Source organism: Spirillospora sp. NPDC048823 (genome assembly GCF_043198445.1).
GTDB lineage: Bacteria > Actinomycetota > Actinomycetes > Streptosporangiales > Streptosporangiaceae > Spirillospora.
This window is the reverse complement of the sequence record NZ_JBICUT010000010.1, coordinates 81,356-103,979: the sequence shown is the minus strand read 5'-3', so window position 1 is coordinate 103,979 and position 22,624 is coordinate 81,356. Positions and strand designations below refer to the sequence as shown.

The 22,624-nt window shown below is 72.5% G+C and carries 24 protein-coding genes and 1 riboswitch; of the genes, 13 read left to right on the top strand and 11 right to left on the bottom strand.

From position 1 onward, the window contains the following. Nucleotides 1–41 precede the first annotated feature (41 nt). On the top strand, nt 42–338 hold the full coding sequence (locus ACGFK0_RS23075) for a hypothetical protein (protein ID WP_392907885.1): 297 nt from the start codon (nt 42–44) through the stop codon (nt 336–338). A 54-nt stretch (nt 339–392) separates the two neighbouring features. Here ACGFK0_RS23075 and ACGFK0_RS23070 read toward each other — a convergent pair whose 3' ends face one another. Beyond that, the gene (locus ACGFK0_RS23070; RefSeq protein ID WP_392907882.1) at nt 393–833 is read right to left on the bottom strand and encodes an SRPBCC family protein; all 441 of its coding nucleotides are present in this window, start codon (nt 831–833) and stop codon (nt 393–395) included. A 136-nt stretch (nt 834–969) separates the two neighbouring features. Here ACGFK0_RS23070 and ACGFK0_RS23065 point away from each other — a divergent pair, with 136 nt between their 5' ends. From ACGFK0_RS23065 to ACGFK0_RS23045, 5 genes are all read left to right on the top strand, one after another. Next, entirely contained in the window at nt 970–1,779 is an 810-nt protein-coding gene (locus ACGFK0_RS23065) for an SAM-dependent methyltransferase (protein WP_392907880.1), read from the top strand. Then, the gene (locus tag ACGFK0_RS23060) at nt 1,779–2,978 is read left to right on the top strand and encodes a cytochrome P450 (RefSeq protein ID WP_392907877.1); all 1,200 of its coding nucleotides are present in this window, start codon (nt 1,779–1,781) and stop codon (nt 2,976–2,978) included. The genes ACGFK0_RS23065 and ACGFK0_RS23060 overlap by 1 nt, the downstream gene beginning before the upstream one ends. Before the next feature lie 307 nt (nt 2,979–3,285). Then, nucleotides 3,286–3,702: a VOC family protein gene (locus tag ACGFK0_RS23055; protein ID WP_392907874.1), complete on the top strand. Its 417-nt coding sequence runs from the start codon at nt 3,286–3,288 to the stop codon at nt 3,700–3,702. A 46-nt stretch (nt 3,703–3,748) separates the two neighbouring features. Continuing rightward, nucleotides 3,749–4,120: a hypothetical protein gene (locus ACGFK0_RS23050; RefSeq protein WP_392907872.1), complete on the top strand. Its 372-nt coding sequence runs from the start codon at nt 3,749–3,751 to the stop codon at nt 4,118–4,120. Further along, nucleotides 4,117–4,665, top strand: coding sequence for a MerR family transcriptional regulator (locus ACGFK0_RS23045; RefSeq protein WP_392907870.1), 549 nt, complete (start codon nt 4,117–4,119; stop codon nt 4,663–4,665). The genes ACGFK0_RS23050 and ACGFK0_RS23045 overlap by 4 nt, the downstream gene beginning before the upstream one ends. Here the strand turns inward: ACGFK0_RS23045 and ACGFK0_RS23040 are convergent. After that, entirely contained in the window at nt 4,608–5,261 is a 654-nt protein-coding gene (locus ACGFK0_RS23040; RefSeq protein WP_392907867.1) for a D-alanyl-D-alanine carboxypeptidase family protein, read from the bottom strand. The genes ACGFK0_RS23045 and ACGFK0_RS23040 overlap by 58 nt on opposite strands. 6 nt (nt 5,262–5,267) lie before the next feature. Continuing rightward, a riboswitch (cyclic di-AMP (ydaO/yuaA leader) is annotated at nt 5,268–5,453 on the bottom strand. A gap of 283 nt (nt 5,454–5,736) precedes the next feature. Here ACGFK0_RS23040 and ACGFK0_RS23035 point away from each other — a divergent pair. From ACGFK0_RS23035 to ACGFK0_RS23020, 4 genes are all read left to right on the top strand, one after another. Beyond that, the gene (locus ACGFK0_RS23035; protein WP_392907865.1) at nt 5,737–7,866 is read left to right on the top strand and encodes a PQQ-binding-like beta-propeller repeat protein; all 2,130 of its coding nucleotides are present in this window, start codon (nt 5,737–5,739) and stop codon (nt 7,864–7,866) included. Nucleotides 7,867–7,880: 14 nt separating this feature from the next. Continuing rightward, nucleotides 7,881–9,284 (top strand): serine/threonine-protein kinase, encoded by a 1,404-nt coding sequence (locus tag ACGFK0_RS23030; protein ID WP_392907862.1) that lies wholly within the window; start codon nt 7,881–7,883, stop codon nt 9,282–9,284. 89 nt (nt 9,285–9,373) lie between these two features. Further along, nucleotides 9,374–10,621: an AAA family ATPase gene (locus ACGFK0_RS23025; protein ID WP_392907859.1), complete on the top strand. Its 1,248-nt coding sequence runs from the start codon at nt 9,374–9,376 to the stop codon at nt 10,619–10,621. Then, entirely contained in the window at nt 10,618–11,487 is an 870-nt protein-coding gene (locus ACGFK0_RS23020; RefSeq protein ID WP_392907856.1) for a hypothetical protein, read from the top strand. Before ACGFK0_RS23025 ends, ACGFK0_RS23020 begins: the two co-directional genes overlap by 4 nt. A gap of 16 nt (nt 11,488–11,503) precedes the next feature. Here the strand turns inward: ACGFK0_RS23020 and ACGFK0_RS23015 are convergent, their stop codons facing one another. Genes ACGFK0_RS23015 through ACGFK0_RS22975 form a run of 9 tightly spaced genes read right to left on the bottom strand, consistent with a single transcriptional unit; the run spans nt 11,504 to nt 18,877 of the window. Next, a complete protein-coding gene (locus ACGFK0_RS23015) occupies nt 11,504–13,189 on the bottom strand; it encodes a Na(+)/H(+) antiporter subunit D (RefSeq protein ID WP_392907854.1) in 1,686 nt (561 codons plus the stop codon). After that, nucleotides 13,179–13,448 carry a hypothetical protein gene (locus tag ACGFK0_RS23010; protein ID WP_392907851.1) on the bottom strand — a complete coding sequence of 90 codons (270 nt, stop codon included), beginning with the start codon at nt 13,446–13,448 and terminating at the stop codon, nt 13,179–13,181. The genes ACGFK0_RS23015 and ACGFK0_RS23010 overlap by 11 nt, the downstream gene beginning before the upstream one ends. Continuing rightward, nucleotides 13,445–14,926 (bottom strand): proton-conducting transporter membrane subunit, encoded by a 1,482-nt coding sequence (locus ACGFK0_RS23005; RefSeq protein ID WP_392907849.1) that lies wholly within the window; start codon nt 14,924–14,926, stop codon nt 13,445–13,447. The genes ACGFK0_RS23010 and ACGFK0_RS23005 overlap by 4 nt, the downstream gene beginning before the upstream one ends. Beyond that, complete coding sequence (locus ACGFK0_RS23000) at nt 14,923–16,398, bottom strand: monovalent cation/H+ antiporter subunit D family protein (RefSeq protein WP_392907846.1); 1,476 nt, start codon at nt 16,396–16,398, stop codon at nt 14,923–14,925. Before ACGFK0_RS23000 ends, ACGFK0_RS23005 begins: the two co-directional genes overlap by 4 nt. Next, nucleotides 16,395–16,760, bottom strand: coding sequence for a cation:proton antiporter subunit C (locus tag ACGFK0_RS22995; RefSeq protein ID WP_392907844.1), 366 nt, complete (start codon nt 16,758–16,760; stop codon nt 16,395–16,397). The genes ACGFK0_RS23000 and ACGFK0_RS22995 overlap by 4 nt, the downstream gene beginning before the upstream one ends. Then, entirely contained in the window at nt 16,757–17,758 is a 1,002-nt protein-coding gene (locus tag ACGFK0_RS22990) for a DUF4040 domain-containing protein (protein WP_392907842.1), read from the bottom strand. Before ACGFK0_RS22990 ends, ACGFK0_RS22995 begins: the two co-directional genes overlap by 4 nt. Beyond that, a complete protein-coding gene (mnhG, locus tag ACGFK0_RS22985) occupies nt 17,758–18,081 on the bottom strand; it encodes a monovalent cation/H(+) antiporter subunit G (protein ID WP_392907839.1) in 324 nt (107 codons plus the stop codon). Before mnhG ends, ACGFK0_RS22990 begins: the two co-directional genes overlap by 1 nt. Further along, the gene (locus ACGFK0_RS22980; RefSeq protein ID WP_392907837.1) at nt 18,078–18,359 is read right to left on the bottom strand and encodes a monovalent cation/H+ antiporter complex subunit F; all 282 of its coding nucleotides are present in this window, start codon (nt 18,357–18,359) and stop codon (nt 18,078–18,080) included. Before ACGFK0_RS22980 ends, mnhG begins: the two co-directional genes overlap by 4 nt. Then, the gene (locus ACGFK0_RS22975) at nt 18,359–18,877 is read right to left on the bottom strand and encodes a Na+/H+ antiporter subunit E (RefSeq protein ID WP_392907835.1); all 519 of its coding nucleotides are present in this window, start codon (nt 18,875–18,877) and stop codon (nt 18,359–18,361) included. The genes ACGFK0_RS22980 and ACGFK0_RS22975 overlap by 1 nt, the downstream gene beginning before the upstream one ends. 215 nt (nt 18,878–19,092) lie before the next feature. Between ACGFK0_RS22975 and ACGFK0_RS22970 the strand changes: the two genes are divergently transcribed. From ACGFK0_RS22970 to ACGFK0_RS22960, 3 genes are all read left to right on the top strand, one after another. After that, nucleotides 19,093–19,821: a TetR/AcrR family transcriptional regulator gene (locus ACGFK0_RS22970; protein ID WP_392907832.1), complete on the top strand. Its 729-nt coding sequence runs from the start codon at nt 19,093–19,095 to the stop codon at nt 19,819–19,821. Nucleotides 19,822–19,975: 154 nt separating this feature from the next. Next, nucleotides 19,976–20,941, top strand: a complete 966-nt coding sequence (locus ACGFK0_RS22965; protein WP_392907830.1) for an ATP-binding cassette domain-containing protein — start codon at nt 19,976–19,978, stop codon at nt 20,939–20,941. After that, nucleotides 20,941–22,587 (top strand): ABC transporter permease, encoded by a 1,647-nt coding sequence (locus tag ACGFK0_RS22960; protein WP_392907827.1) that lies wholly within the window; start codon nt 20,941–20,943, stop codon nt 22,585–22,587. Before ACGFK0_RS22965 ends, ACGFK0_RS22960 begins: the two co-directional genes overlap by 1 nt. The last annotated feature ends 37 nt before the right edge of the window (nt 22,588–22,624 follow it).

Here is a 22,624-nt window from a genome sequence, read left to right as displayed (position 1 = left end):
CTCGTTCGCCTGAAGTTCGGAACTGTGGGAAGGAATGGGGCATGGTGGACGCGCGGCGGGCGATGATCGCGGACGAGTTCGAAATGCGGGGGTCGCCCCTGTGCGATTGCGCGCAGCGGGGGCCCGCGTACAGCCGGACGACGGGTGCGGCGATCGCGCATCACTGCGGCTGCGCGGCGGTGCGGGCGTCCGCTCTGGCGCGCCGCGCCGCGTCCGCCACCCGGCATGCGCGCGAGTGCGGGTGCGATGAGGCCGACCGTGAGGCCGCGCTGTTCTGGGAGGGGGAGTTCGCCGCCCGCCGCCCCGGTGGTCAGGTGCCGGGCTCCGGAGCCTGCTGACCTGCGCGGCCGGCGGCGAGGTGCGGCCCTACCCGGACCGGCTGCTCGACGGGCTCATGTGTCGAGTTCGGAGTTCAGTTTCGTGAGTTGCGCGTCGTAGATCCGCTGGAGGCCCTTGGGGGCGAAGGTCCGTTCGAAGAAGCCTCCGATGCCGCCCGCTCCGTCCCAGGTGGTCTGGACCTGGACGCGTGCGCCCTCGGCCGCGGGGGAGACCGTCCACGTGGTGACCATGGAGGAGTTGGCGTCCTGCTCCACCAGCCGGTCCTTGCCGGGTGTGCGGGCGGTGAAGAGGCAGTCGCGTACGCGTCTGCTGGTGGCCGCCAGCTTCCAGTGCACCACCGTGCCGTCGCCCTGGCCGCCTTCTCGCACTTCGTACTCGCTGAAATGCTCGGTCAGCATGCGGGACCGGACGCCCGTGTAGTCGCCGAGTGCTTCGAACACCCGTTCCGGGTTCGCGTTCAGCGTTCTTTCTGCGGTGACCACGACTTGTCCCATGCCGGTCATCCTTCCATGGCCCGCTCCTCCCCAGGACTTCTGCCCGGAGTCGTGCCCGGGAGTTGCCGATTGGCGGAGATCGCCGGGGTCCTGGTCCTACAATCGGGCGATCGGTACCCAGGCGGGAGGTCTGTCCGTGAGTAGTGAACATCATCCGGAGTGGGTGATAGACCCGGAAACCCCAAGCGTGGCCCGGATGTACGACTACTACCTCGGCGGAAAGGACAACTTCGCCTCGGACCGGAAGGCCGCCGATCAGGTGGTGGCGGCGATGCCGAACGTGCTGGAGTTCACCCGCGCCAACCGCAGGCTGCTCTCCCGGGCCGTGACGATGATGGCCGGACGGGGCGTGCGGCAGTTCCTCGACATCGGATCCGGGCTGCCGACGCAGGAGAACGTGCACCAGGTGGCTCAGCGCGCCGCCCCCGACTCCCGCGTCATCTACGTCGACAACGACCCGATCGTGCTCACGCATGCGCGGGCGCTGCTGGCCGACAACCCGCAGACCACGGTCGTGCAGGCGGACCTGCGCGAACCGGGGAGCGTCCTGGAACATCCCGAGGTCAAGGCCCGGATCGACTTCGACCGGCCGGTGGGCCTGCTGCTGCTGGCCATCCTGCATTTCGTGCCGGACGAGGAGCGTCCGGCCGAGATCGTGGCGAAGCTGCGGGCGCCGCTCGTCCCGGGCAGTTACCTGGTCATCTCGCACGGCCACCGGGGCGCGGTCAGCCGGGAGGTCGAGGAGCAGGTGCGGTCCGCGTACGGCAGGACGGGCGCCGGTGACCTCATCCCGCGCGGGGTCGACGAGGTGACGACGTTCTTCGAGGGCACCGAGCTGGTCGGGCCCGGCATCGTCCAGGTGGCCGACTGGCGGGAGGACGCCGAGCCGTTCGAGTCCGACATGTCCCGGCCCGGCTTCCTCGCCGGTGTGGGGAGAGTCGGCTGATGCTGCCGCTGGAGTTCCTGTTCAGCCGGACGTTCAGCGAAGACCCGTACGCCGCCTACGCGGAGCTGCGGGCGTCGGGGCCGGTCCACCCGATCGACTTTCCCCGCGGGGCCACCGCCTTCCTGGTGGTCGACCACGAGCACGGCCGCGCGGCCCTGAGCGATCCGCGCCTGTCCAAGGACACCGCGCACAGTTCCCTGCCCGTGAACGGCGAGCAGTTCTTCGGCGGGACGATGCTCGCCATGGACCCGCCCGACCACACCCGGCTGCGGGCGCTGATGGCCAAGGCGTTCACCGGCCGGCGGGTCGAGAAGCTGCGGCCCCGCGTCCAGGAGATCGCCGACGGGCTGCTGGACGGCATCGCGGCCCGGGGCGGGGCCGACCTGATCGAGGAGTTCGCCGTCCCGCTGCCGATCCAGGTGATCTGCGAGCTGCTCGGCGTCCCGGCGTCCGACCGGGCCCGGTTCCGGGCGTGGACGGCGGTGCTGACGGTGCCGGCGCTGACCGCCGAGGCCCGCACACGGCGCCGCGACGTCGCGCGGGAGTTCAACGACTATTTGACCGGGGCCATCGCCGAACGGCGGGCCGCCCCCGGGGACGACCTGATCAGCGGCCTGATCACCGCCCGCGACGGGGACGCCGCCCTCACGGGGGCCGAGCTGGTCAACGGCATCGCGCTGCTGCTCATCGCCGGGCACGAGACGACGGTCAACCTCATCGGCAACGGGGTGTTCGCCCTGCTCCAGGCGCCCGCCCAGCTGGAGCTGCTCCGGTCGCGGCCCGAGCTGCTGCCGTCCGCGATCGAGGAGCTGCTGCGGTACGACGGCCCGCTGGAACGGGCGAGCCACCGCATCGCGGTGGAGGACATGGAGATCGCCGGGACGCCCATTCCCAAGGGCGCCTGGGTGCACGTCTCGCTGGGCGCCGCGGACCGTGATCCCGCGGTGTTCGACGCCCCCGACCGGCTGGACGTGACCCGCGCCCCCAAACGGCACGTCGCCTTCGGGCATGGCCTGCACTTCTGCCTCGGCGCGCCGCTGGCCCGGCTGGAGGGCCAGATCGCCATCGGCGGGCTGCTGGAGCGTTTTCCCGGTCTCGACCTGGCCGTGCCGGCCGCCGAGTTGCGCCATCACCGCACCGGTTCGATCGTCCGCGGACTGATCTCCCTTCCCGTGCGGGTGTCGGCTTCTCGGCCGTGAACGTGCCGTCGGCGGCCGGGTTCCGGCCGGTTCGGCCGCGATCGGCCGGGTGACGCGGCGGTGATGCCGACGCCGCCGCGGATTTCGGCCTGGACGAGGACGACCTGCGCTCCCGGTTCGAGTTCTACGAGCCCTTCGTCACGGATCACTGAACGGCCGCCCCGCCGCGCTGCGGGCCGCCCGTGGCGGGCGGACCACCGCCTCCGGCGGTCGCCGGAAATCGGTGGGCGCCGGTGTCCGGTCGGGCCCTCCGCCGTTCGTCTTGCTGGTGAAGAGCGGAACCGTCCACCACCGTAAGGAGCGGGCCATGAACCCGACCCTCAACACCATCGACATCGTGGTGTCCGACATTCAGGCCACGATCGCCTTCTACGCCCGGCTCGGCCTGACGTTCACCATCGACGAGGCCTACCCCGACCACGCCGCCTGCGACCTGCCGGGCGGACTTCACCTGATGCTCGACACCGAGAAGTTCCGCGCCTCCGCGCAGACCTCCGGCTGGAGCCGCCCCTCGGGCGATCCGCGCAATTTCCTGGCCTTCGAGTTCGGCACTCCGGCCGATGTCGACGCCAAGTACGCCGAGCTCACCGGTGCCGGCTTCGCCGCCGTTCAGGAACCGTGGGACGCCTTCTGGGGCATGCGGTACGCCACCGTGCTCGACCCCGACGGCAACGGCATCGACCTGTACTGCCCCCTGCCCGCCGAGCAGGCGTCCGCGGGCTGACTGAGGGGTTGCATCCGGTACCGGGGTACAGGTTTATCGTCGGTGTATGGAACTGGAACAGGTACGACCCGGGCCGGGCGAGGCCGGGTGGGCGCCGCAGGCGTGCACCCTGCCGACGGCCGAGCGGCCGCTGCGGGAGGCCGAGTTCGACGCGCTGTTCGGCGAGGCGGTGACCGAGGTGCGGCCCGCGGGGCCGGGACGCGTCCGGCTGGTGCTGCGGTCCGAGCCGGACGTGGCGGGACGGGCGGCCGAGCTGGCGGTGCGTGAGACCGGCTGCTGCTCGTTCTTCACCTTCACCCTGACCGCGGCCGGCGGCGCGCTGACGCTGGATGTGAGCGTCGCGGGCCGGCACGCCGAGGTGCTGGACGCGCTGGCCGCCCGGGCGGCCGAGCTGGCGGGCCCGGGGAGCCGGCGATGACCGGGCCCGCCGTCACCGGCGGGCCCGGCGCGTCCGGAGGGTTGCGCAGCGGGCAGGTCGCCGAGGCGGCCGGCGTGAACCTGCAGACGCTGCGGTACTACGAGCGGCGGGGCCTGCTCGCCGAGCCCGAGCGGACGCCGGGCGGGCACCGGCTGTATCCGGCGGAGGCGGTGACGCTGCTGCGGGTGATCAAGACCGCGCAGCGGCTCGGGTTCACCCTGGAGGAGGTCGCCGAACTGCTGGACGCCGGGACCCACCGGCACCGCCGCGCCGACGCCGGGTTGCAGGCGCGGGCGAGCGCCAAGCTCGCCGAGGTCGAAGCCAAGATCACCGATCTGCGCACCATCGCCGACACGCTGCGCCGAGCCCTGGACGCCGGGTGCGACGACCTTGTCACGTGCGCCGGGGAACGGGGCTGCCCGCTGCCGTTCGCCGACCTGGCCGCCGGCCCCGGTGCCATGGGCACGAGCCTCTCAGGGCGGCACGGTCAGTCGTCCTGGCCGACGTCGAACTCCCAGTGCCACGGTTCGTACGGGTTGCTGTAGGCCCAGGCCGGGTGGATCCAGCCGTACTTCTCAGAGTTGTCCTCCAGCCACTTGAACTGGGGTGAACCGCCGTCCTGAACGCCGTCGCACAAGTCGACGGAGATGCCGATCCCGTGCTTGCTGTTGCCCGGGCGCGCGGCGTAGCCCGCCGGCATGGTCCGGTACAGCTCCTCCTGCTTCTCGTAGCCGCGGTAGGAGCTCCGCACGCACATCTCGTCGCCGAAGTGCTCCTGGTAGGCGGCGTTGAGCTTGTAGAACGCCACCGCGGCGTCGGCCCGCAGGTGCTCGTCCCGCTGGGGCAGCGGGCAGAGTTCGCCGACCGGAATCCGGCCGTTGGGGTAGCCGTGCTCGGTGGCCTCTGACGGCTTGCAGTCGTCCGGCGGTTCGCTCGGCGCTTCCTCGGCTCGCTGGGAACCCGTTCGTTCGGCACGGTCCGCCGGGTCCTTCGCCGAGACCTTCGCGGAGGCGGGGACGCCGGAGTCGCCCGAACCTCCGTCCAGCGGCATCAGCGCGAGGGTGCCGGCCAGGGCACCGGCGAGGACGGCGCCCATCAGCGGCGCGGGGTACTTGGCGTTCCTGACGTGCCGACCTGTCACGGCATCTGCTCCTTCCATACCGCCTACCGGGTTAGCTGACGGATTCGGACGTGGAAGTCGCCCTACGACGCTCCTCGAACATGGAGGGAAGGCGTCGATTCACCCCTGCGAGGCGGCACAGGCAGGTCGGCCTGGACGTCACTCGCGCTGGTTCCCCGGCTCCGCAGATAGCGGACTCGGCGCGGCCGCCCCCACCCTGGGCCGTGGGCTGAGGATGTGGCGGCTCACTGGTCGATGGCCACGGCGCCTGGCGGGCGCCGAATTCGGACAGAAGGTATCAAAAGCTCAAGAGAATGCAAACATGCCACAAACCGACGGCATCCCAGGTCAGAGCCGGTGAAGACCGGGTCTCCGTCCGACCGACCGTGATCACCGGATCTCACGCCGTGATTACACTTCCGTCACGCCGGGACCGGTCCCGGTGGATGACCCCCGACCATGGTCCAGTGAGTCCGGCGGCGGGAGGGGGACGGCGGTGGAGCCGCTTCGGCGTGGTGATCCGCACCGGGTGGGTCCCTACCGGCTCCTCGGCAGGCTCGGCGAGGGCGGGATGGGGGTCGTCTACCTGGCGCGGTCGGGGGCCGGCCGGCCGATCGCGGTCAAGATCGTCCGGCGGTCGAAGGCGGGGGAGCCCCGGTACGCGGCCCGGTTCCGCCGCGAGGTGGAGGCCGCCCGCCAGGTGTCGGGGGTGTTCACCGCGCCGGTGCTGGACGCCGACCCGGACGCGGCGCCGCCCTGGCTGGTCACCGCCTACCTGCCGGGGCTGTCGCTGCGGGAGGCCGTCGGCGGCTTCGGCCCGCTGCCGCCGGACGCCGTCCGCCCGCTGGCGGCCGGGCTGGCCGAGGCGCTCGCGGACATCCACCGCGCGGGCGTGGTGCACCGCGACCTCAAGCCGGGCAACGTGATGCTGACCGCGGGCGGCCCCCGCGTGATCGACTTCGGGATCGCCCGGCCGGAGGACGCGACGGCCGTCACGCGCGTGGGCACGCCCATCGGCACCCCCGGGTTCATGGCGCCCGAGCAGGTCCGCGGGGAGAAGACCGGGCCGGCGGCCGACGTGTTCTCGCTGGGCGCGACGCTGGCGTACGCGGCGACCGGGGCGGAGCCGTTCGGGTCCGGGCCGGCGCGGTCGCGCGACCTGCGGGCGCTGACCACGCGGGCGGACCTGGACGCGATCACCGAACCCTGGCTGCGCGGCCTGATCGGGGCATGCCTGCACGCCGACCCCGGGCTGCGCCCGTCCGCCGCCGGGGTGCTGGAACGGCTGGGACCACCGGATGCGGAGGGGCCGTCCCTGCTGGGCGCCCGGTGGCTGCCGCCGGCGATCGCGGAGGAGATCGACCGCCGGACCGCCGAGGCCGAGACGCTGACGCGCCCCCCGCCGGGCGACCCGCCGGACGCGGACCCCGCGGTCGGTCAGGCGCCGACGGAGGACCCGGACGATTCCGTCCAGGGCACGGCGCCCCCGCCGCAGGGCGTCACCCGGCGGACGGTCCTGGCCGGGGTGGGCGCGGGCGTCATGACGGCGGGCGGCCTCGGGACGTTCCTCTGGCGCCGGACCCGGGACCGGCAGGGCGGCGGCTCGCGGCCGCCGGAGGGGCGGGGCTCCCGCGCGCCGCAGGGGCCGCCACCCGAGGGACGCTCCCGGTGGACGCGCCGCGTCAGCGATGACTCCCTGGCCCTGGCCGCCGCCGACGGGGTGCTGCTGGCGGACGGGATCGAGAAGGACGGGGACGACAGCACCGGGATCGTCCACGCGCTGGATGCGCGCACGGGCGAGGTGCTGTGGAAACGCGACGGCGGCTTCTCCGCCGCGGGCGACGGCGGCGTGACGTACCTGACCCTGAACGAGGGCAGGGAGATCAGCGCAGTCCGCTCCAGGACGGGCGAGGTGCTGTGGACGCATCAGGTCGACTTCGACAGGCTCCCGACCGGGGAACCGGCGGCCGCCGGCCCGGTGGTCGTCTTCGGGCGCGAGGAGATCACCGCGCTGGACGTCGCCGGCGGCGGGCGGCGCTGGACGTCCGGGGCGTCCGCCCGGTCCGGGCTCTCCGCGGCGGGCGGGCTCGTGCTGGCCCTGTCGCCGGAGGCCCTGGCGGGCCTGGACGCCCGGACCGGGAACACCCGCTGGACGTATCCGCTGGACTACGGCGACTTCCAGATCACCGGCGAGGGCATGGTCTTCGCCTGCGACCGGTTCGGCACGCTGCACGCGATACGCGCCGGCGACGGCGCTCTCGTCTGGCGGCGGCGGAACGTCGGCGGCTGGGGCAGCCAGGTGGGCGGCGGACGCTTCTACGCCGAGGGACGTGACGGCGTCGTGCTCGCCCTGGACAGCACTACGGGGCGGCAGATCTGGTCGCGCACGCTGACGCGGCTGAAGGACGATCCGCGCCGCCAGGCGACGGCCTACCGCCTGTCCGGCACCACCCTCTACGTCATCTGCGCCGACGGAAACCTCTACGCGCTGGACACGGCCGACGGCCGCGTCCGGTGGACCTACGGAACCGAGAAATCCATCCGCGTCCAGCCCGTGAGCGCGAACGGGCTGGTCTTCATCGGCGCCGGGGACGGCAGCGTCCGCGCCGTCGCCGCACCAAGCTGAAGGGAAGGGACCACGTGCGACCCCTTGAGCCGGACGACCCACGCTCGGTCGAGACCATGGGACGGCGGTACCGCGTCCTGGCGCGCATCGGGTCCGGCGGGATGGGCGTGGTGTATCTCGGCCGCTCCGCCGCCGGTCGGGCCGTGGCGATCAAGATGGTGCATCCCGAGTTCGCCGCCGACCACGACTTCCGGGCCCGGTTCGAACGCGAGGCGAAGGTCGCGCGGTCGGTCGGCGGCGGCTTCACCGCCGCGGTGATCGACGCCGATCCGGGCGCGGAGGTCCCGTGGCTGGTGACCGAGTTCCTGCCGTCGGTGTCGCTGCGCGACGCCGTCCACACGGCTGGTCCGCTCGCGGCGGACGCGGTGTGGGCGCTGGCGGCGGGCGTGGCGGAGGCGCTCGTGTCGATCCACGGCGCCGGCGTCGTGCACCGCGACCTGAAACCCGCGAACGTCCTGCTGACCGCGGACGGCCCCCGCGTGATCGACTTCGGCATCGCCCGCGCGGTGGACTCCTCGTCCATCTCACGCCCGGGCGAGCAGGCGGGCTCCCCGGGGTTCATGTCGCCGGAGCAGGTGGCGGGGGTGACGGCCGGGCCGTCCGGCGACATCTTCTCGTTCGGGTCGACGCTGGCGTTCGCCTGCACGGGCCGGGAGCCGTTCGGTGAAGGCCCGTGGCACGCGAAGATGCTCCGCATCCAGTCCGAGCCGCCGCGGCTGGACGGGATCGCCGACGACGGCCTCCGCTCGCTGATCGAGTCGTGCATGGAACTCGACCCGGAGCGCCGCCCCACCGCCCGACGCCTGGTGGAGAACCTGTCGGGCCGGGGGGAGGGCGGCGTCCCCCTGCCGTCCGCCGTCGTGGCCGAGATCGACAGGCGCCGGACCGAGGCGGAGAACCCGCCGCCCGCCCCGCCGCCGCAGCCCGCCCCGGCCCCGCAGCCCGTCCCGCCGCCCTCCGGACCTGACCTGCGCCGCCGCGGTCCGGTGCTCGGCGCGGCGGGCGCGGCCGTCCTCCTCACCGCCGTCGTGATCCCGGTCGCCGGCTGGTACGCGTTCCGCGGGGACGGCGGCGCGTCGGCCGCCCCCGCGCCCACCGCGTCGGCCGCGCCCGCCTCACCGTCGGCGTCGCCCACCTCGACGGCGACGCGGGCCGAGATCACCTTCTCCATCGAGGGCGACGGCAGGATCGGCTCGCTGACCTACATGGTGAACGGGAAGTCCACGAAGCTGGAGAAGGTGCGGCTGCCGTGGCGGAAGACGGTCCCGATGCCCGAATGGCCGCCGCGGATCTCGTGGAAGCTGACGTACCGCGCACCGGCGGGCGGGGCCTCCCACACGGTCGCCGTGGACGGGAACGTGATCATCGCCGGCCGGGGCAGCGCGGGCAGCGACATGGCCGCCGAAGGCCTGTTCTGACGCGCATCGCCACACGGGCGCCGGGCCCCCTCCCGCAGGCCCAGCCCGTCCGGGAGGGGTCCCGCGCGGCCTGCACCAGGATTGCCGCCATGCGGGAGAGACTCAGGACGGAAGTCCACCAGATCGCGGGCGCCATCGCGTTCGAGACCGTGATGCGCTACGGCGACGCCCTCGCCAGATCGCCGCACGCCGAGCAGACCATGGAGACGACGGCGCGCCGCGTGGCCACCGAGGTCGCCGGCGCGATCGCCGACGAGCGCGTCGTTCAGGCCGACGAGGTCGTCCGGGCCGCCGCGACGGCGGCCGGGGACACGGCGGTCCGTGCCGCGCGGAAGGTCGCCGGGAAGACGGCCTCGGCGCTCGCGGCGGAGGCGGAGGCCAGGACGCTGAAGAAGGCGCACGAGGCGGTGGAGGAGGAACTGAAGGACGCGTGGGAGGCGCTGGAGGAGGCGCGGGAGGAGGTGACGCGGTCCGCCGCGCGGTTCGCCCGCGACGAGGCCGTCCGCGCGGTCGCCGAGACCGTCGCCGAGACGGTGCCGCCCGTCGTGGAGGTCAGGGTGGCGGGCACCCCCGGCCCGGTCCGCGTCGGCGGCCACACCCACGCGGTGTTCCCGGACGTGGTGCTCGCGCTCGGCGCCGGCTGCCACGTGCTGCTCGTCGGACCGGCCGGCACCGGGAAGTCGATGATGGCGCAGCAGGCGGCGGAGGCGTTCGGGCAGGAGTTCCACGCCCTGTCCCTCGGGCCGACGACGCCGATGAGCAAGATCTTCGGCTACTACGACGCGCATGGCCGCTACCACGCGACGCCGTTCCGCCGCGCCTTCGAGGACGGCGGGCTGATGCTGCTCGACGAGCTGGACAGCGGCCACCCCGGCCTGCTGGCGGAGCTGAACCAGGCCCTGTCCATCGGGTCCTGCGCGTTCGCCGACGGCATGGTCGCCGCGCACCCGGACTTCCACCTGATCGCCACCGCGAACACCTACGGAACCGGCGGTGACCGGCGTTACGTGGGCCGCCAGGCGCTGGACGCGGCGACGCTCGACCGCTTCATCGTCATCGACGTGCCGGTCGATGAGGAACTGGAGGAGCGCATCGCGCTCGCGCACGCGCCCGACCGGCCCGACGAGGCCCGGCAGGTGATCGGGGAGGTGCGGCGACTGCGCGCCACGGCGGCCGAGAAGCGGCTGCCGGTGATGTTCTCGCCCCGGGCCAGCATCGACGCGGCCAAGCTGCTCCAGGGAGGCGCGAGCGTGGAGCAGGCCGTCACGTGGCGGGTGGTGCGGGGCATGTCGGCGGCCCACCGTTCGGCCCTGGGCATCGCCGAGGGCGGGACATGAGCGCAAGGAGGCCGGTGCCGGGGGACACCGCCCACGCGCTGGACCCCATGTTGTCCTGGCAGGAGTTCGTGGACCGGGCCCGCGCGCCGGACAGCATCCCCGACGGGAGCGGGCGGCACGATGAGGGCGCGTGGTCGGGCGCGTCGTGGGAGGAGGCGCTGCGGCTGGCCGAGGACGGGTGGACGACGGTGCTGCCCGGGGTGGACGCGGAGGTGGCCGAGCTGCGTGAGCGGGCCGCGGCCGATGTGCTGACGACGGCCCTGGCGCCCACCTGGGACGTGACCGGCAGCGAGGTGGACGTCGGCGCGTACTTGAGCGGCGAGCCGGAGTGCATGGTGGACGCGGTGCCGCAGCGGATGTCGGCCCGGGGCCGGGTGGTGACGTTCCTGGTTCCGGCCGGGTACGTCAACACCACCCCGCACTCGGCCGTGCGCCACCGGGGGGTGGCGCTGGCCGCGTTGTGCTCGTCGATCATCTCCGCGGGGCACAGCGTCGAGGTCTGGTCCGGCTTCTGCTCCTACGTCAGCGTGACGGAGCGGTTCGCCGGGGTGGCGCGGGTGGTCTCGGCGGCGGAGCCGCTGGACATGGGGCGGCTGATGTTCGTGATGGCGCATCCGGCCATGCTGCGCCGCCTCTGGTTCGCGGTCTGGGACGGCGGCCCGCGGCGCGCGGCACGCCGCATGTGCGATGAGAACTACGGGCACGCGTCGTACGCCTGCCTTCCGGAGGACCTTCCCGAGGGCGTCGAGGATCCGTACGTCCTGCCGTATCTGTCGCCGGCGGACCCGCAATGGGCGACCGCGGACGCCGCGCTGGGGTGGTGCCGGGAGACGTTCACCAGCCTGGGCCTGCTGCGGTCTTCGTGACGATCGGCCGACGGCGTCAGAGCAGGGAGATCAGGAGGATGAGGCCGAGGACCAGGGCGACCCACAGGACCATGACGTCGGTCGACCACGGCACTCCCAGCCACCCCCGCGCCCGGAAGGGGCGGGAGGCGGCGGTGGAGACACGGCCCCCGTGCCGCTGGAGGGGCTTGGTGACCTCGTTCCGCATGCGCGTCACGCCGTGCAGTCCCATGCGCCAGGCGCGCGGGAGCAGGCGGCGGTAGATGACGTCGGCGTCCAGGTTCACCGAGGGCAGCTCGGCCGGGTAGAGACCGGTCCGCATCAGCACCGTGAAGGCCAGCGAGGCGAGCAGCAGCAGTTGCACCTGGTTGACGACGTGCGGAGTGGTGTAGGCGGAGTAGTCCATGTCGTACGGGAGCAGGCCGTACAGCAGGTTCGGCGCCACCCCGATGGCGATGGAGCCCGCCGCCGCCAGGCCCATGGCGAGACGCATGTTCAGCGGCGCCTCGTCGACCCGGTGCCCCTGGTCGTGGGCGAAGAAGGCGAAGAACGGGATCTTGATCCCGGCATGGTGGAACACTCCGGCCGAGGCGAACAGCAGCAGGAGCCAGACGGCCGTGCGGTGCTCCTCCGCGACCGCCTCCATGATGATCGACTTGGTGGCGAACCCGGAGAACAGCGGGAAGGCCGAGATGGACGCGGCTCCGATGACGCACAGCACCATGGTCTGCGGCATCGATTTGTAGAGCCCGCCCAGTTCCGAGCCCTTGGTCGTCCCGGTGCGCAGCAGGACCGCGCCCATGCTCATGAACAGCAGGCCCTTGAACAGGATGTCGGCGAAGGCGTGCGCGGCGGCGCCGTTGACGCCGAGCGTGCCGCCGATCCCGACCGCGGCGACCATGAAACCGAGCTGGTTGATCATGCTGTACGCCAGCACCCGGCGCAGATCGTTCTCGATCACGGCGTAGAAGATCGGGAAGCACGCCATCACGACGCCGACCCACACCAGCGCCCCGGTGCCGGGGAAGCCGCGAGCCAGGACGTAGACGGCGAACTTGGTGGTGAACGCCGACAGCGCCACGGTGCCGACGACGGTGGCCTCCGGGTAGGTGTCCTGCAGCCAGGCGTGCAGGACGGGGAAGGCGCACTTGATCCCGACCGCGAGCAGGATCAGCAGGCCGCCGGGTTCGGCCGCGCCGATGAAGCCGAACTCCAGGCCGGCCCCGGACTGCACGTGCAGGACGATCCCGCCCAGCATCAGCAGCCCGGAGGCGACCTGCGCGACGAGGTAGCGCATCCCGGCCCGGTAGGCGCGTTCGGTGCGCCGCGCCCAGATCAGGAACACCGAGGACAGCCCGGCCAGCTCCCAGAACACGAACATCGTGATCATGTCGCCGGCGAGCGCCCCGCCGACCGCGGACGAGGCGTAGACGGGGATCACCGCCTGCTGCATCCGGTCCCGCAGATGCAGGGCGTAGATCATCGAGATGAACGCCGCGACGAGGAACGCCGTCGCGAAGACCCGCGCGAGCGCGTCCACCCGCAGCGGCTCCAGCCGGAGGCCGAGCATCCCGAAGCCGCCGTGGACGCCCTCGGGCAGCGTCCACAGCGCCGCCATCGCGGCGGCCGGGAGCAGCATCATCCAGACCGCGCGCACCCGGCCGGCCAGCAGCGGAATGGGCAGCGCGCCGGCGATGAGCAGCAGCGCCGGGTTAATCGTCATCGTCGGTCCGCTCCGGCCGCTCGTAGTAGTCCTCGCGGCGCATCAGCACCCGGCGCAGCTGCTTGGCGGCCAGCACCAGGGTCACGCTGCCGGCGAACCCGTAGAGGGCGTAGAAGCCGAAGAGGTTCTCGAAGTCGAAGAACGGGTGCTTGGTGTAGAGCAGGTCGGCGAAGAACACCAGGGCGCACAGGATGTAGAGGCCGCGGACGACGCGGTCCACGTTGCGGGGCTCGTCCAGCCAACGATGATCGTCGTTCACGGTGACTCCAGGACCTCGTTGAGGGGGGCGATGACCGCATCGACTCCGATGAACAGGGCCGCGCAGGCCACGGCGGTGAGGACGAGGGGGAGCACCAGCGTCCACCGGGCCTCCCCGTCGCCCGGGCGGCCGGTGGGCGGGCGGAAGAACGCCCGCGCCGGGATCGGCATCAGGTACGCCAGCGACAGCAGCGACCCCGCCAGCAGGACCCCGAACATCACCGTCTGCCCGGCGTCGGCCGCGCCCAGCAGCAGCAGCCATTTGCTCCACACGCCGCCCAGCGGGGGCAGCCCGACGATGGACACCGCGGCGACCAGGAAGGCGCCGAACGTCCAGGGCATGGTGCGGCCGAGCCCGTCGAGTTCGCTGACCCTGGTCCGGTTCGTCGCGGTGTAGATGGCGCCCGCGCAGAAGAACAGGGTGATCTTGGCGGCGGCGTGGTTGGCGATGTGCAGCGCGCCGCCCGCGGCGGCGATGTCGTCGGCCAGCGTTGCGGCGAGGACGATGTAGGCGAGCTGGCTCACCGTCGAGTACGCCAGCCGTTCCTTGAGGTCGTCGCGCGTGACCGCGATCAGGCCCGCGCCCAGCAGCGTGACGGCCGCGACCCACATCATCGGCTCCGCGGCGCCGGTGACGTCGAGCGTGTCGATGCCGAAGACGTAGATCGACACCTTGAGGACGGTGGACACGCCCGCCTTGACCACCGCGACCGCGTGCAGCAGCGCCGACACCGGTGTGGGCGCCACCATGGCCCCGGGGAGCCATCGGTGGAAGGGGAACAGCGCGGCCTTCCCGATGCCGAACAGGTAGAGCGCGAACAGCACGGTCAGGGTGGCCGTCCCGGCCTTGCCGCCCAGGATCCCGCCGGGCACGAAGTCCGTGGTTCCGGCGAGGACGGCCGTCCAGACGATGGCCGGGAGCAGCAGGCCGATCGACGTGGTCAGCAGCAGCCCCAGGTAGACGCGTCCGGCGCGTTTGGCCTGTTCGTTGCCCGAGTGGATGACCAGCGGCCACGTCGACAGCGTCAGGACCTCGTACCCGATGAACAGCGTGGCCAGGTTCCCGGAGAACGCGATCCACAAGGTCGCCGCGATGGACAGGGCGAAGAAGAAGTAGAAGCGCGTCTGGTTGCGCTGGAGGTTGCCGCGCATGTAGCCGATCGCGTACAGGGTCGTCACCGGCCACAGCACCCCGGCGACGGACGCGAACAGCAGGCCGAGCGGTTCCAGGGTGAACACCAGCGAGATGCCCGGCAGCCACTCCCACAGGCGCAGGCGCAGCCCGTCGGCGACCGCCGGCCACAGTGACAGGACCATCGCCGCCGTCGCGACCGCGGCGATGAGCGAGGCCGCCTCGCGCAGGTTCGGCCGGCGCCGGAGGGCCATCACCGCGACGCCGCCCAGCAGCGGCACCGCCACCGCGGCCGGGAGGGCGAGCGCGGCGTCGGGGGACGTCCAGCCCGCTGACTGGGCGGTCATTCCGCGCCCCCCACCAGGACGGCGGCGGCGCCTTCGGCCAGGCTCATCGGCCAGTCGGGCGCGAACCCGAACACCAGGGACAGCAGGACGAGGGACCAGGTCGCGGCGGCCATGGACGGCGGCGGCTTCGCGATGGTCACGGGCTCGGCGGGCCGGCGGAACCAGCCGACCTCGATGACCCGCCCCACGTAGACCACCGACAGCAGGGAGCTGACGAGGACCGCCGCGAGGACCGCCCAGCGTCCGTCGTCGATGAGGGCCTCCGCGAGCACCCATTTGCTGACGAACCCGGCCGTCGGCGGCAGCCCGATGAGTCCGAGCCCGGCCAGCACGATCGCGGCGAACGTCCACGGCATGGCCCGGCCGAGCCCCGCCATCGCCGCCAGCCGCGCCGTGCCGAGCCGCAGCACCACGATGCCCGCCGCGGCGAACAGCGCGCCCTTGATCAGCGCGTGGTTGATGATGTGCAGGTACGCGGCGCTCACGCCGTCGGCGGTCGCGAGGCTGAAACCGGCGGCGATGTACCCCACCTGGGCGATGCTCGACCAGGCCAGCAGGTACTTGAAGTCCGACTGGAAGCACGCGACGGCGGACGCGACCAGCATCGCCAGGCACGCCAGCAGCAGCCCGACCTCGGTGACCGGCATCCTGCCGAAGACCAGCGCCGCCCCGAAGACGCCGAACGCGAGGCGCAGCAGCAGGTAGATCGCGACCTTGGTGTTGGTCGCCGACACGAACGCGGCGACGACCGACGGCGATTCGGCGTAGGCGTCCGGCAGCCAGGCGTGCAGGGGGAAGAGCGCCATCTTGATGGCCAGCCCCACGAACACGAAGATGACGGCGGCGGCCAGGGCGCGGTTGCCGTAGATCTCCGGCAGCCGCGCCGCCAAATCGGCCATGTTGAGCGTGCCGGTCACGGCGTAGGCCAGCCCGATGCCGATCAGCACGAACGTGGCGCCGATCGTCCCCACGATGAGGTACTGGAGCGCGGCCAGGAGGGCGCGTTTGCGGCGTCCCATGGCGACCAGCGCGTACGACGACAGCGAGGTGATCTCCAGGAAGACGAAGGCGTTGAAGGCGTCGCCGGTGGCGGTGATGCCGAGCAGGCCCGTGAGGTTCAGGCAGAGGCAGGCGTAGAACAGCGGGGCCTTGGCGTCCTCGATCTCCGACGCGACGCTCCGCCGGCTGTAGACGGCGGCGGCGAGGCCGATCGCCGACACCAGGATCAGCACCGGGACGTTGGCCTTGTCGATCACGTACTCGATGCCCGCCGGCGGCCGCCATCCGCCCATGGCGTAGCGGAGCACCTCGCCCCTGGCGACGTGCCAGGCCATCACGGACGCGCAGGCCAGGGATGCCGCCGCGGCGGTCAGGAACAGCAGCCAGGCGGCCGTCCGGGAGCGCAGCAGCACGCACAGCGGGGCGCACAGCAGCGGGATCACGACCTGCAGCGCAGGCAGATGGGCCGTCACGAGGCCGGCCCGTCGTCGACGTCGTCCCGCTTGATGACCTCGTCCTCCTCGATGGTGCCGTAGGCCTCGTAGATCCGTATCGCGAGCGCGAGGCCCAGGGACGTGGTGGCGACGCCGACGACGATCGCGGTGAGGATCAGCACGTGCGGCAGCGGGTGGGAGTAGGTCTCGACGCCCTCCTCGAGGATCGGCGCGGAGCCGCCCTCGACCTTGCCGAGGGCGATGTAGAACATGAACACGCCGATCTGGAAGAGGTTCAGGCCGATCAGCTTCTTCACCAGGTTGCCGTGGCTGATCACCGTGTACAGCCCGATGACCATCAGGATGAACACGAACCAGTAGATGTAGTGGCCCCCGGTCATCGGCGCGCCCCGCGTGCGGTGAAGCTGTAGAACACCGCGATCAGCACGGCCGCCACCGTGATCCCCACCCCGGTCTCGATGATCAGGATGCCGAGGTGCCGGCCCTCCGCCGGATGATCGGGTGTCAGGGTGCCGTAGTCGAGGAACGAGCCGCCCAGCAGCATGTTCGCGATTCCGAGACCGGCGTAGAGCAGGACGCCGACCGGTATCAGCCCCAGCATCACCGGCCACGGCAGGACGCGTTCGACGCTCCGGATGCCGAACACCAGGCCGTAGAGCACGAAGCCCGCCGCGAAGATCACACCGCCCTGGAACCCTCCGCCCGGGCCATAGTCCCCGTGGAAAAGGACGTAGCACGCGAAGATAAATATGAAGGGCATCAATATCTTGCTCGCCACCCGCAGGATGCGGTACTCGCTCATCACGACCGCGCGCGCCTCGTCGTGCTCGTCGTTCTCGCCGCGCCGCCGCGTCCGCATCAGCAGCAGCGGGACGGTGATGCCCGCGGTGAAGATCACGACCAGTTCGCCCAGCGTGTCGTAGCCGCGGTAGGACGCCAGCACGGCCGCGACCGTGTTCGGGATGCCGATGTCGTCCTGCGATTCGTGGAGATAGGTGTGGCCCACCGGATGGGTCTGGACGGGCGTGTCCGGATCGGCGAACGTGGGCAGGTCCTGGGCCGCGTACAGCAGCGTGGCGCCCAGCAGGACGGCCACCGCGCCGCCCGACCAGAGTTTGCGGCGGGGGGTGACCGCCTCCCGGGAGCGGGTCAGCGCCAGGGCGCCGAGGAACAGCACCGTGGTGATCCCGGTCCCGACGGCCGCCTCGGTGATGGCCACGTCCAGCGCGTCCAGGGACACGAAGAGGCTCGCCGACAGCAGGCCCGCCAGGGCGGTCAGCATGGTCGCCTCGTACAGCGCGCGCAGCCGGGTGACCGCGAGCGCCGTCGCCAGCAGCAGGGCGAACAGCGAGACGTTCATCAGCACCAGCAGGTCCATCAGTGCCGGTCCTCGCCTTCGGCCGGGAGCCGCTCGCCGTCCCGCCGCGCCGCCTGGGCGAGCGCGTGCGCGGCGGTCGGGCCCGTCAGCATCATGAACAGCAGGATCAGCACCAGCCGGACCGCGCTCTCCCAGTTCTCCGCCTGCAGGAGCAGGCCCGCGATCAGCAGGGCCGCTCCGGCGGTGTCGGTGAGGCTGCCGGCGTGCGTGCGGGTGTAGAAGTCCGGGAAGCGCAGCAGGCCGACGCCCCCGGAGACCACGAACACGCAGCCGGCCAGCACCAGCACGCCGCTCGCGACGTCGAGGAGCAGAGAGGCGCTCACCGCGCGTTCCCCTCGTCCGGTCCGGGCAGCAGTTCGTCGATGTGGGCCAGCCGCAGCACGGCGATGGTGGTCACGAAGTTGACCAGCGCGTAGAGCAGCGCGATCTCGAAGATGTACGGCCGCCCCGAGATGGCGCCGACCACCGCGATGAACAGGACGGTCTTCGTCCCGAACACGTTGATCGCCAGAACCCGGTTGTACAGCCTCGGTCCCAGGAACGCCCGGATGAGCGCCAGGGACATGGCGACGAGGAGGGCGACGACGGCCGCGATCAGCATCAGCCCGTCCCCAGGCCCTCGACCCGGGCCCGCATCGCACCGTCGCGCAAGTCGGAGATGCCCTCCCGCTGGATGCTGTGCACCTCGATGTCGTCATCGCGGAAGGAGACCGAGAGCGTCCCCGGCGTCAGGGTGATCGAGTTCGCGTAGACGACCTTCGACAGGTCCGGCAGGTCGGCCGCCGGCACCGTGCCTACGGCGGGACGGATCCTGCTCCGCGGCGACCACACCAGCCGCAGCACCGTCAGCGCCGACAGCACGATCTGCCCGCCCAGCCACAGCAGATAGCGCGGGAGGCGCGGCACGAGCCGCAGCGGAAGGCTTTCCTGATCGACGATCCGCATCCGCCAGACCACCCAGACCACCAGGACCACGGACGTTGCTCCGAGCGTCAGCAGCAGTGGTGTGTAGTGCCCGGATATCACCAGCCAGAAGGCCGCGAGCAGCGGCAGCAGCTTGAGCGCCGCGGCGCGGCGCCCGTCGTGACGGGCCTTGGGAGCGGCGGGCAAGCGCGTCATCGGTGCACTCCGAGAGAGTTCGGGCAGGACTTGCCGACCAGGCTTCCCGGCACACCAGTTCACGACACTAACGGGATTCAGCCCGGATGACCACACGGGCCCCATGTGTGCGCTGCCACATGGCCGGCCGGTTCGCCGCCCGGATCCGTCCCGGCGGGGCCGTGGACCATACGAACGTATTGCAGATTGAACGTTTGTATTGCATGCTGGGAGGCGTGGAAGGCCGGTCACGAGCGGACGAGGATCTGACCGCCCGCGCACGGATCCGCGAGGCGGCACTGAGGGTGTTCGCCGAGCGCGGTGTGAGCGGCGCGACGATCCGCGGGATCGCCGAGGCCGCCGGGGTGTCGGCCGGGCTGGTGCAGCACCACTTCGGGTCGAAGGAGGCGCTGCGCCGCGCGTGCGACGAGTACGCCATCGACGTCCTGACCAGCATGAAGTGGGACGCGCTCAAGGGCGGCTTCGCCACCCCCGGCTTCATGCCGAAGGCGCAGGCCGTGGGCCTGCCGGTCCAGCGCTACCTGGCGCGGGCCCTGGTGGACGGGTCGCCGGCGGCGGCGGAACTGTTCGACCAGGCGGTGGAGTTCTCCGAGGGCATGGTCGTGCTCGGCGCACCCGGCGTGTCCCCGGCGGAGACCTCGGATCCCCGCGCGTACGCGACGGTCCTGACCGCGATGATCTTCGGGGTGACCGTCCTGCACGAGCATCTGGCGCGGAACCTGGGCGCCGATCCGCTCACCCCGGACGGCCAGCCGCGCATGTCGCTGGCCATGCTGGACATCCTGAGCGACGACGTGATGAGCCCGGAGCTGCTGGCGCAGAGCCGTGCCGCGATCGAGCGGATGCGCCCCCCCGCGCCGGACGGCGCGGCCGCCGACCGGGAGCTGCGCATCCCGACCTCGGACGCCGCCGCCCGCAAGACCGATTCGGACCCGCCCGCCTGATCCCGCCGGCCCGCTCCGCGACGAGTCGTCCGACCGTGCGGCCCGCGCGGCCGCCGCACGGCACCTCTTCCCTCCGCATTCCCTTCGCACGCCCTCATGCCGCCACGGCACAGGGCGGCCGCTCCCATCCCTCACACCCTCACAAGGCGTAGCCATGTCCGAACAGACCACGTATCCCATCGAGGTGTCCGGCCTCGTCAAGACGTTCGGCCGGACCCGCGCGCTGGACGGGCTCGACCTGAGCGTCCGCGCCGGGGAGGTGCACGGGTTCCTCGGCCCGAACGGCGCGGGCAAGTCCACCGCCATCCGTATCCTGCTGGGCCTGCTGCGGGCCGACGCGGGCTCGGCCCGGCTGCTGGGCGGCGACCCCTGGAAGGACGCGGTGCGGCTGCACCGCCGCATCGCCTACGTGCCCGGCGACGTCGACCTGTGGCCCAACCTCACCGGTGGGCAGGCCATCGACCTGCTGGCCCGGCTGCGCGGCGGGCTCGACCGGGCGCTCCGGGACGACCTGTGCGACCGGTTCGACCTGGACACCTCCAAGAAGGGGCGGACCTACTCCAAGGGCAACCGGCAGAAGGTCGCCCTGGTGTCCGCGCTGGCCTCCGACGCCGAGCTGCTGATCCTGGACGAGCCCACCGCGGGCCTGGACCCGCTGATGGAGGCGGTCTTCCAGCAGTGCATCCTCGAGGCGAAGGCGGCCGGGCGCACGGTGCTGCTGTCCAGCCACATCCTCGCCCAGGTCGAGACGCTGTGCGACCGGGTGAGCATCATCCGCCTCGGCAGGGTCGTCGAGAGCGGGGCGCTCGGCCGGATGCGGCACCTGACCCGCACGACGATCGAGGCCGAGACCGCGCGGCCGCCCGCCGGGCTGGACGGGCTGCCCGGCGTCCACGACGTCCGCGGCGAGGACGGGCGGGTGCGGTTCGACGTGGACGGCGAGCACCTGGGCGCGGCCGTCCAGCGGCTGGCGGAGTTCGGCATCCGCGGCCTGGTCAGCCGGCCGCCCACGCTGGAGCAGCTGTTCCTGCGCCACTACGGTGAGGAACCGGCCGACCACGGCCTGCCCTTCGAGCGGGCGGCGGACGTCGGCGCCGCGCGGGACGGGAGCGAGAGGTGATGGCCGCCGTCACCGAGGCTCCCGCCACGGCGGCCCCCCGCGGCGACGGCACCCTGACCGGCACGGGGACGCTGGTCCGGTTCATGCTGCGCCGCGACAGGATCCGCATTCCGGTGTGGATCCTCGCACTGACCCTGAGCACGCTGATGACGGCGTCGAACCTGCGGACCACCTACGCCACGGCGGAGGGCCGCCGGTCCCGCGCCGCGCTGGTGGACGGTCCGGCGGGCATCGCCTTCAGCGGCCCCGGATACGGCCTGGACGACTACACCTACGGCGCGATGCTGGCCAACGAGGTCCTCGGCTTCGTCGCGATCTTCGTGGCGCTGATGAGCGTGCTGCTGTTCACACGCCACACCAGGACCGAGGAGGAGGCCGGGCGCGCCGAGCTGGTCCGGGCCGGCGTGGTCGGACGGCACGCGCCCATCACCGCCGCGCTGATCGTGGTCGGCGGCGCCAACGTCGTCCTGGGCGCGCTCATGGCGCTCGCCCTGGGCGGCAGCGGCATCGAGACCGTGACGTGGCCGGGTTCGCTGCTGTTCGGCGCGTCGCTGACCGCCGTGGGGCTGTTCTTCACCGCCGTCGCGGCGTTCACCGCGCAGGTGACCGAGTACGGCCGCGGCGCCGCCGGCATGGCGGGCGCGGCGATCGGCGTCGCGTACGTGCTGCGGGCCGTCGGCGACATCGGCGACGGCGTGCTGTCGTGGCTGTCGCCGATCGGGTGGGCGCAGGCCACCAGGGTCTACGTCGATGACCGGTGGTGGCCGCCGGCCCTCGCCGTGGTGGGGGCCGCCGCACTGCTGGCCGTGGCGTTCGCGGCGACCACGCGGCGCGACGTGGGCGCCGGACTGATGCCGCCGAGGCCCGGACCGCGCACGGCTTCACCGTTCCTGAGCACCCCGCTCGGGTCCGCGCTCCGGCTGCAACGCCCGAGCCTCCTCTGGTGGAGCGTGTCGATGGCCGCGCTCGGGGCCATGTACGGGGCGTTCGCCGGCGACGTGCAGGACGCGGTCGGCGGCAACGAGACCATCCAGGAGTGGATGCGGACCGTCCCCGGCTCCGGCATCACCGAGCGGTTCCTCGGCGTGATCATGGCCATGCTGGCGACGGTCTGCGGCGTCTACGCCGTCCTGGCGCTGCAGAAGCCGCGCGGCGAGGAGACCGCGGGCCGGGCCGAGCCGGTGCTGGCCGCCGCGGTGTCCCGGACGCGCTGGCTCGCCGCCCACCTGGTCGTCGCGCTGGCCGGCAGCGTCGTCGTCCTGCTGCTCAGCGGGCTGGGCGTCGGCGTCACCGCCGCGGTCTCGGCCGGCGACGCCGGGCTGCTGTACGCGATGCCGGGAGCCGCCCTGGCGTACGCGCCGGCCGTGTGGGTCACGGCGGGCGCGGCCGCGGCCCTGTTCGGGCTGGCGCCCCGGGCCGTCGGGCTGGCGTGGGCGGTGGTGGTGTACGCCGTCGTCGTCACCATGTTCGGCGGTCTGCTGCGGTTCCCCGGCTGGATGAACGACCTGTCCCCGTTCGGGCACGTGCCGCGGCTCCCCGGCGCCCAGATGAGCTGGCCGCCGCTGCTGATCCTCACGGCGATCGCCGCCGCGCTCATCGCGGTGGGCCTGGCCGCGTTCCGCCGCCGCGACCTGACCCTGCGCTGAAGGCGTCCGCTGTGACCCTCCCCACGATCAGGGGAGG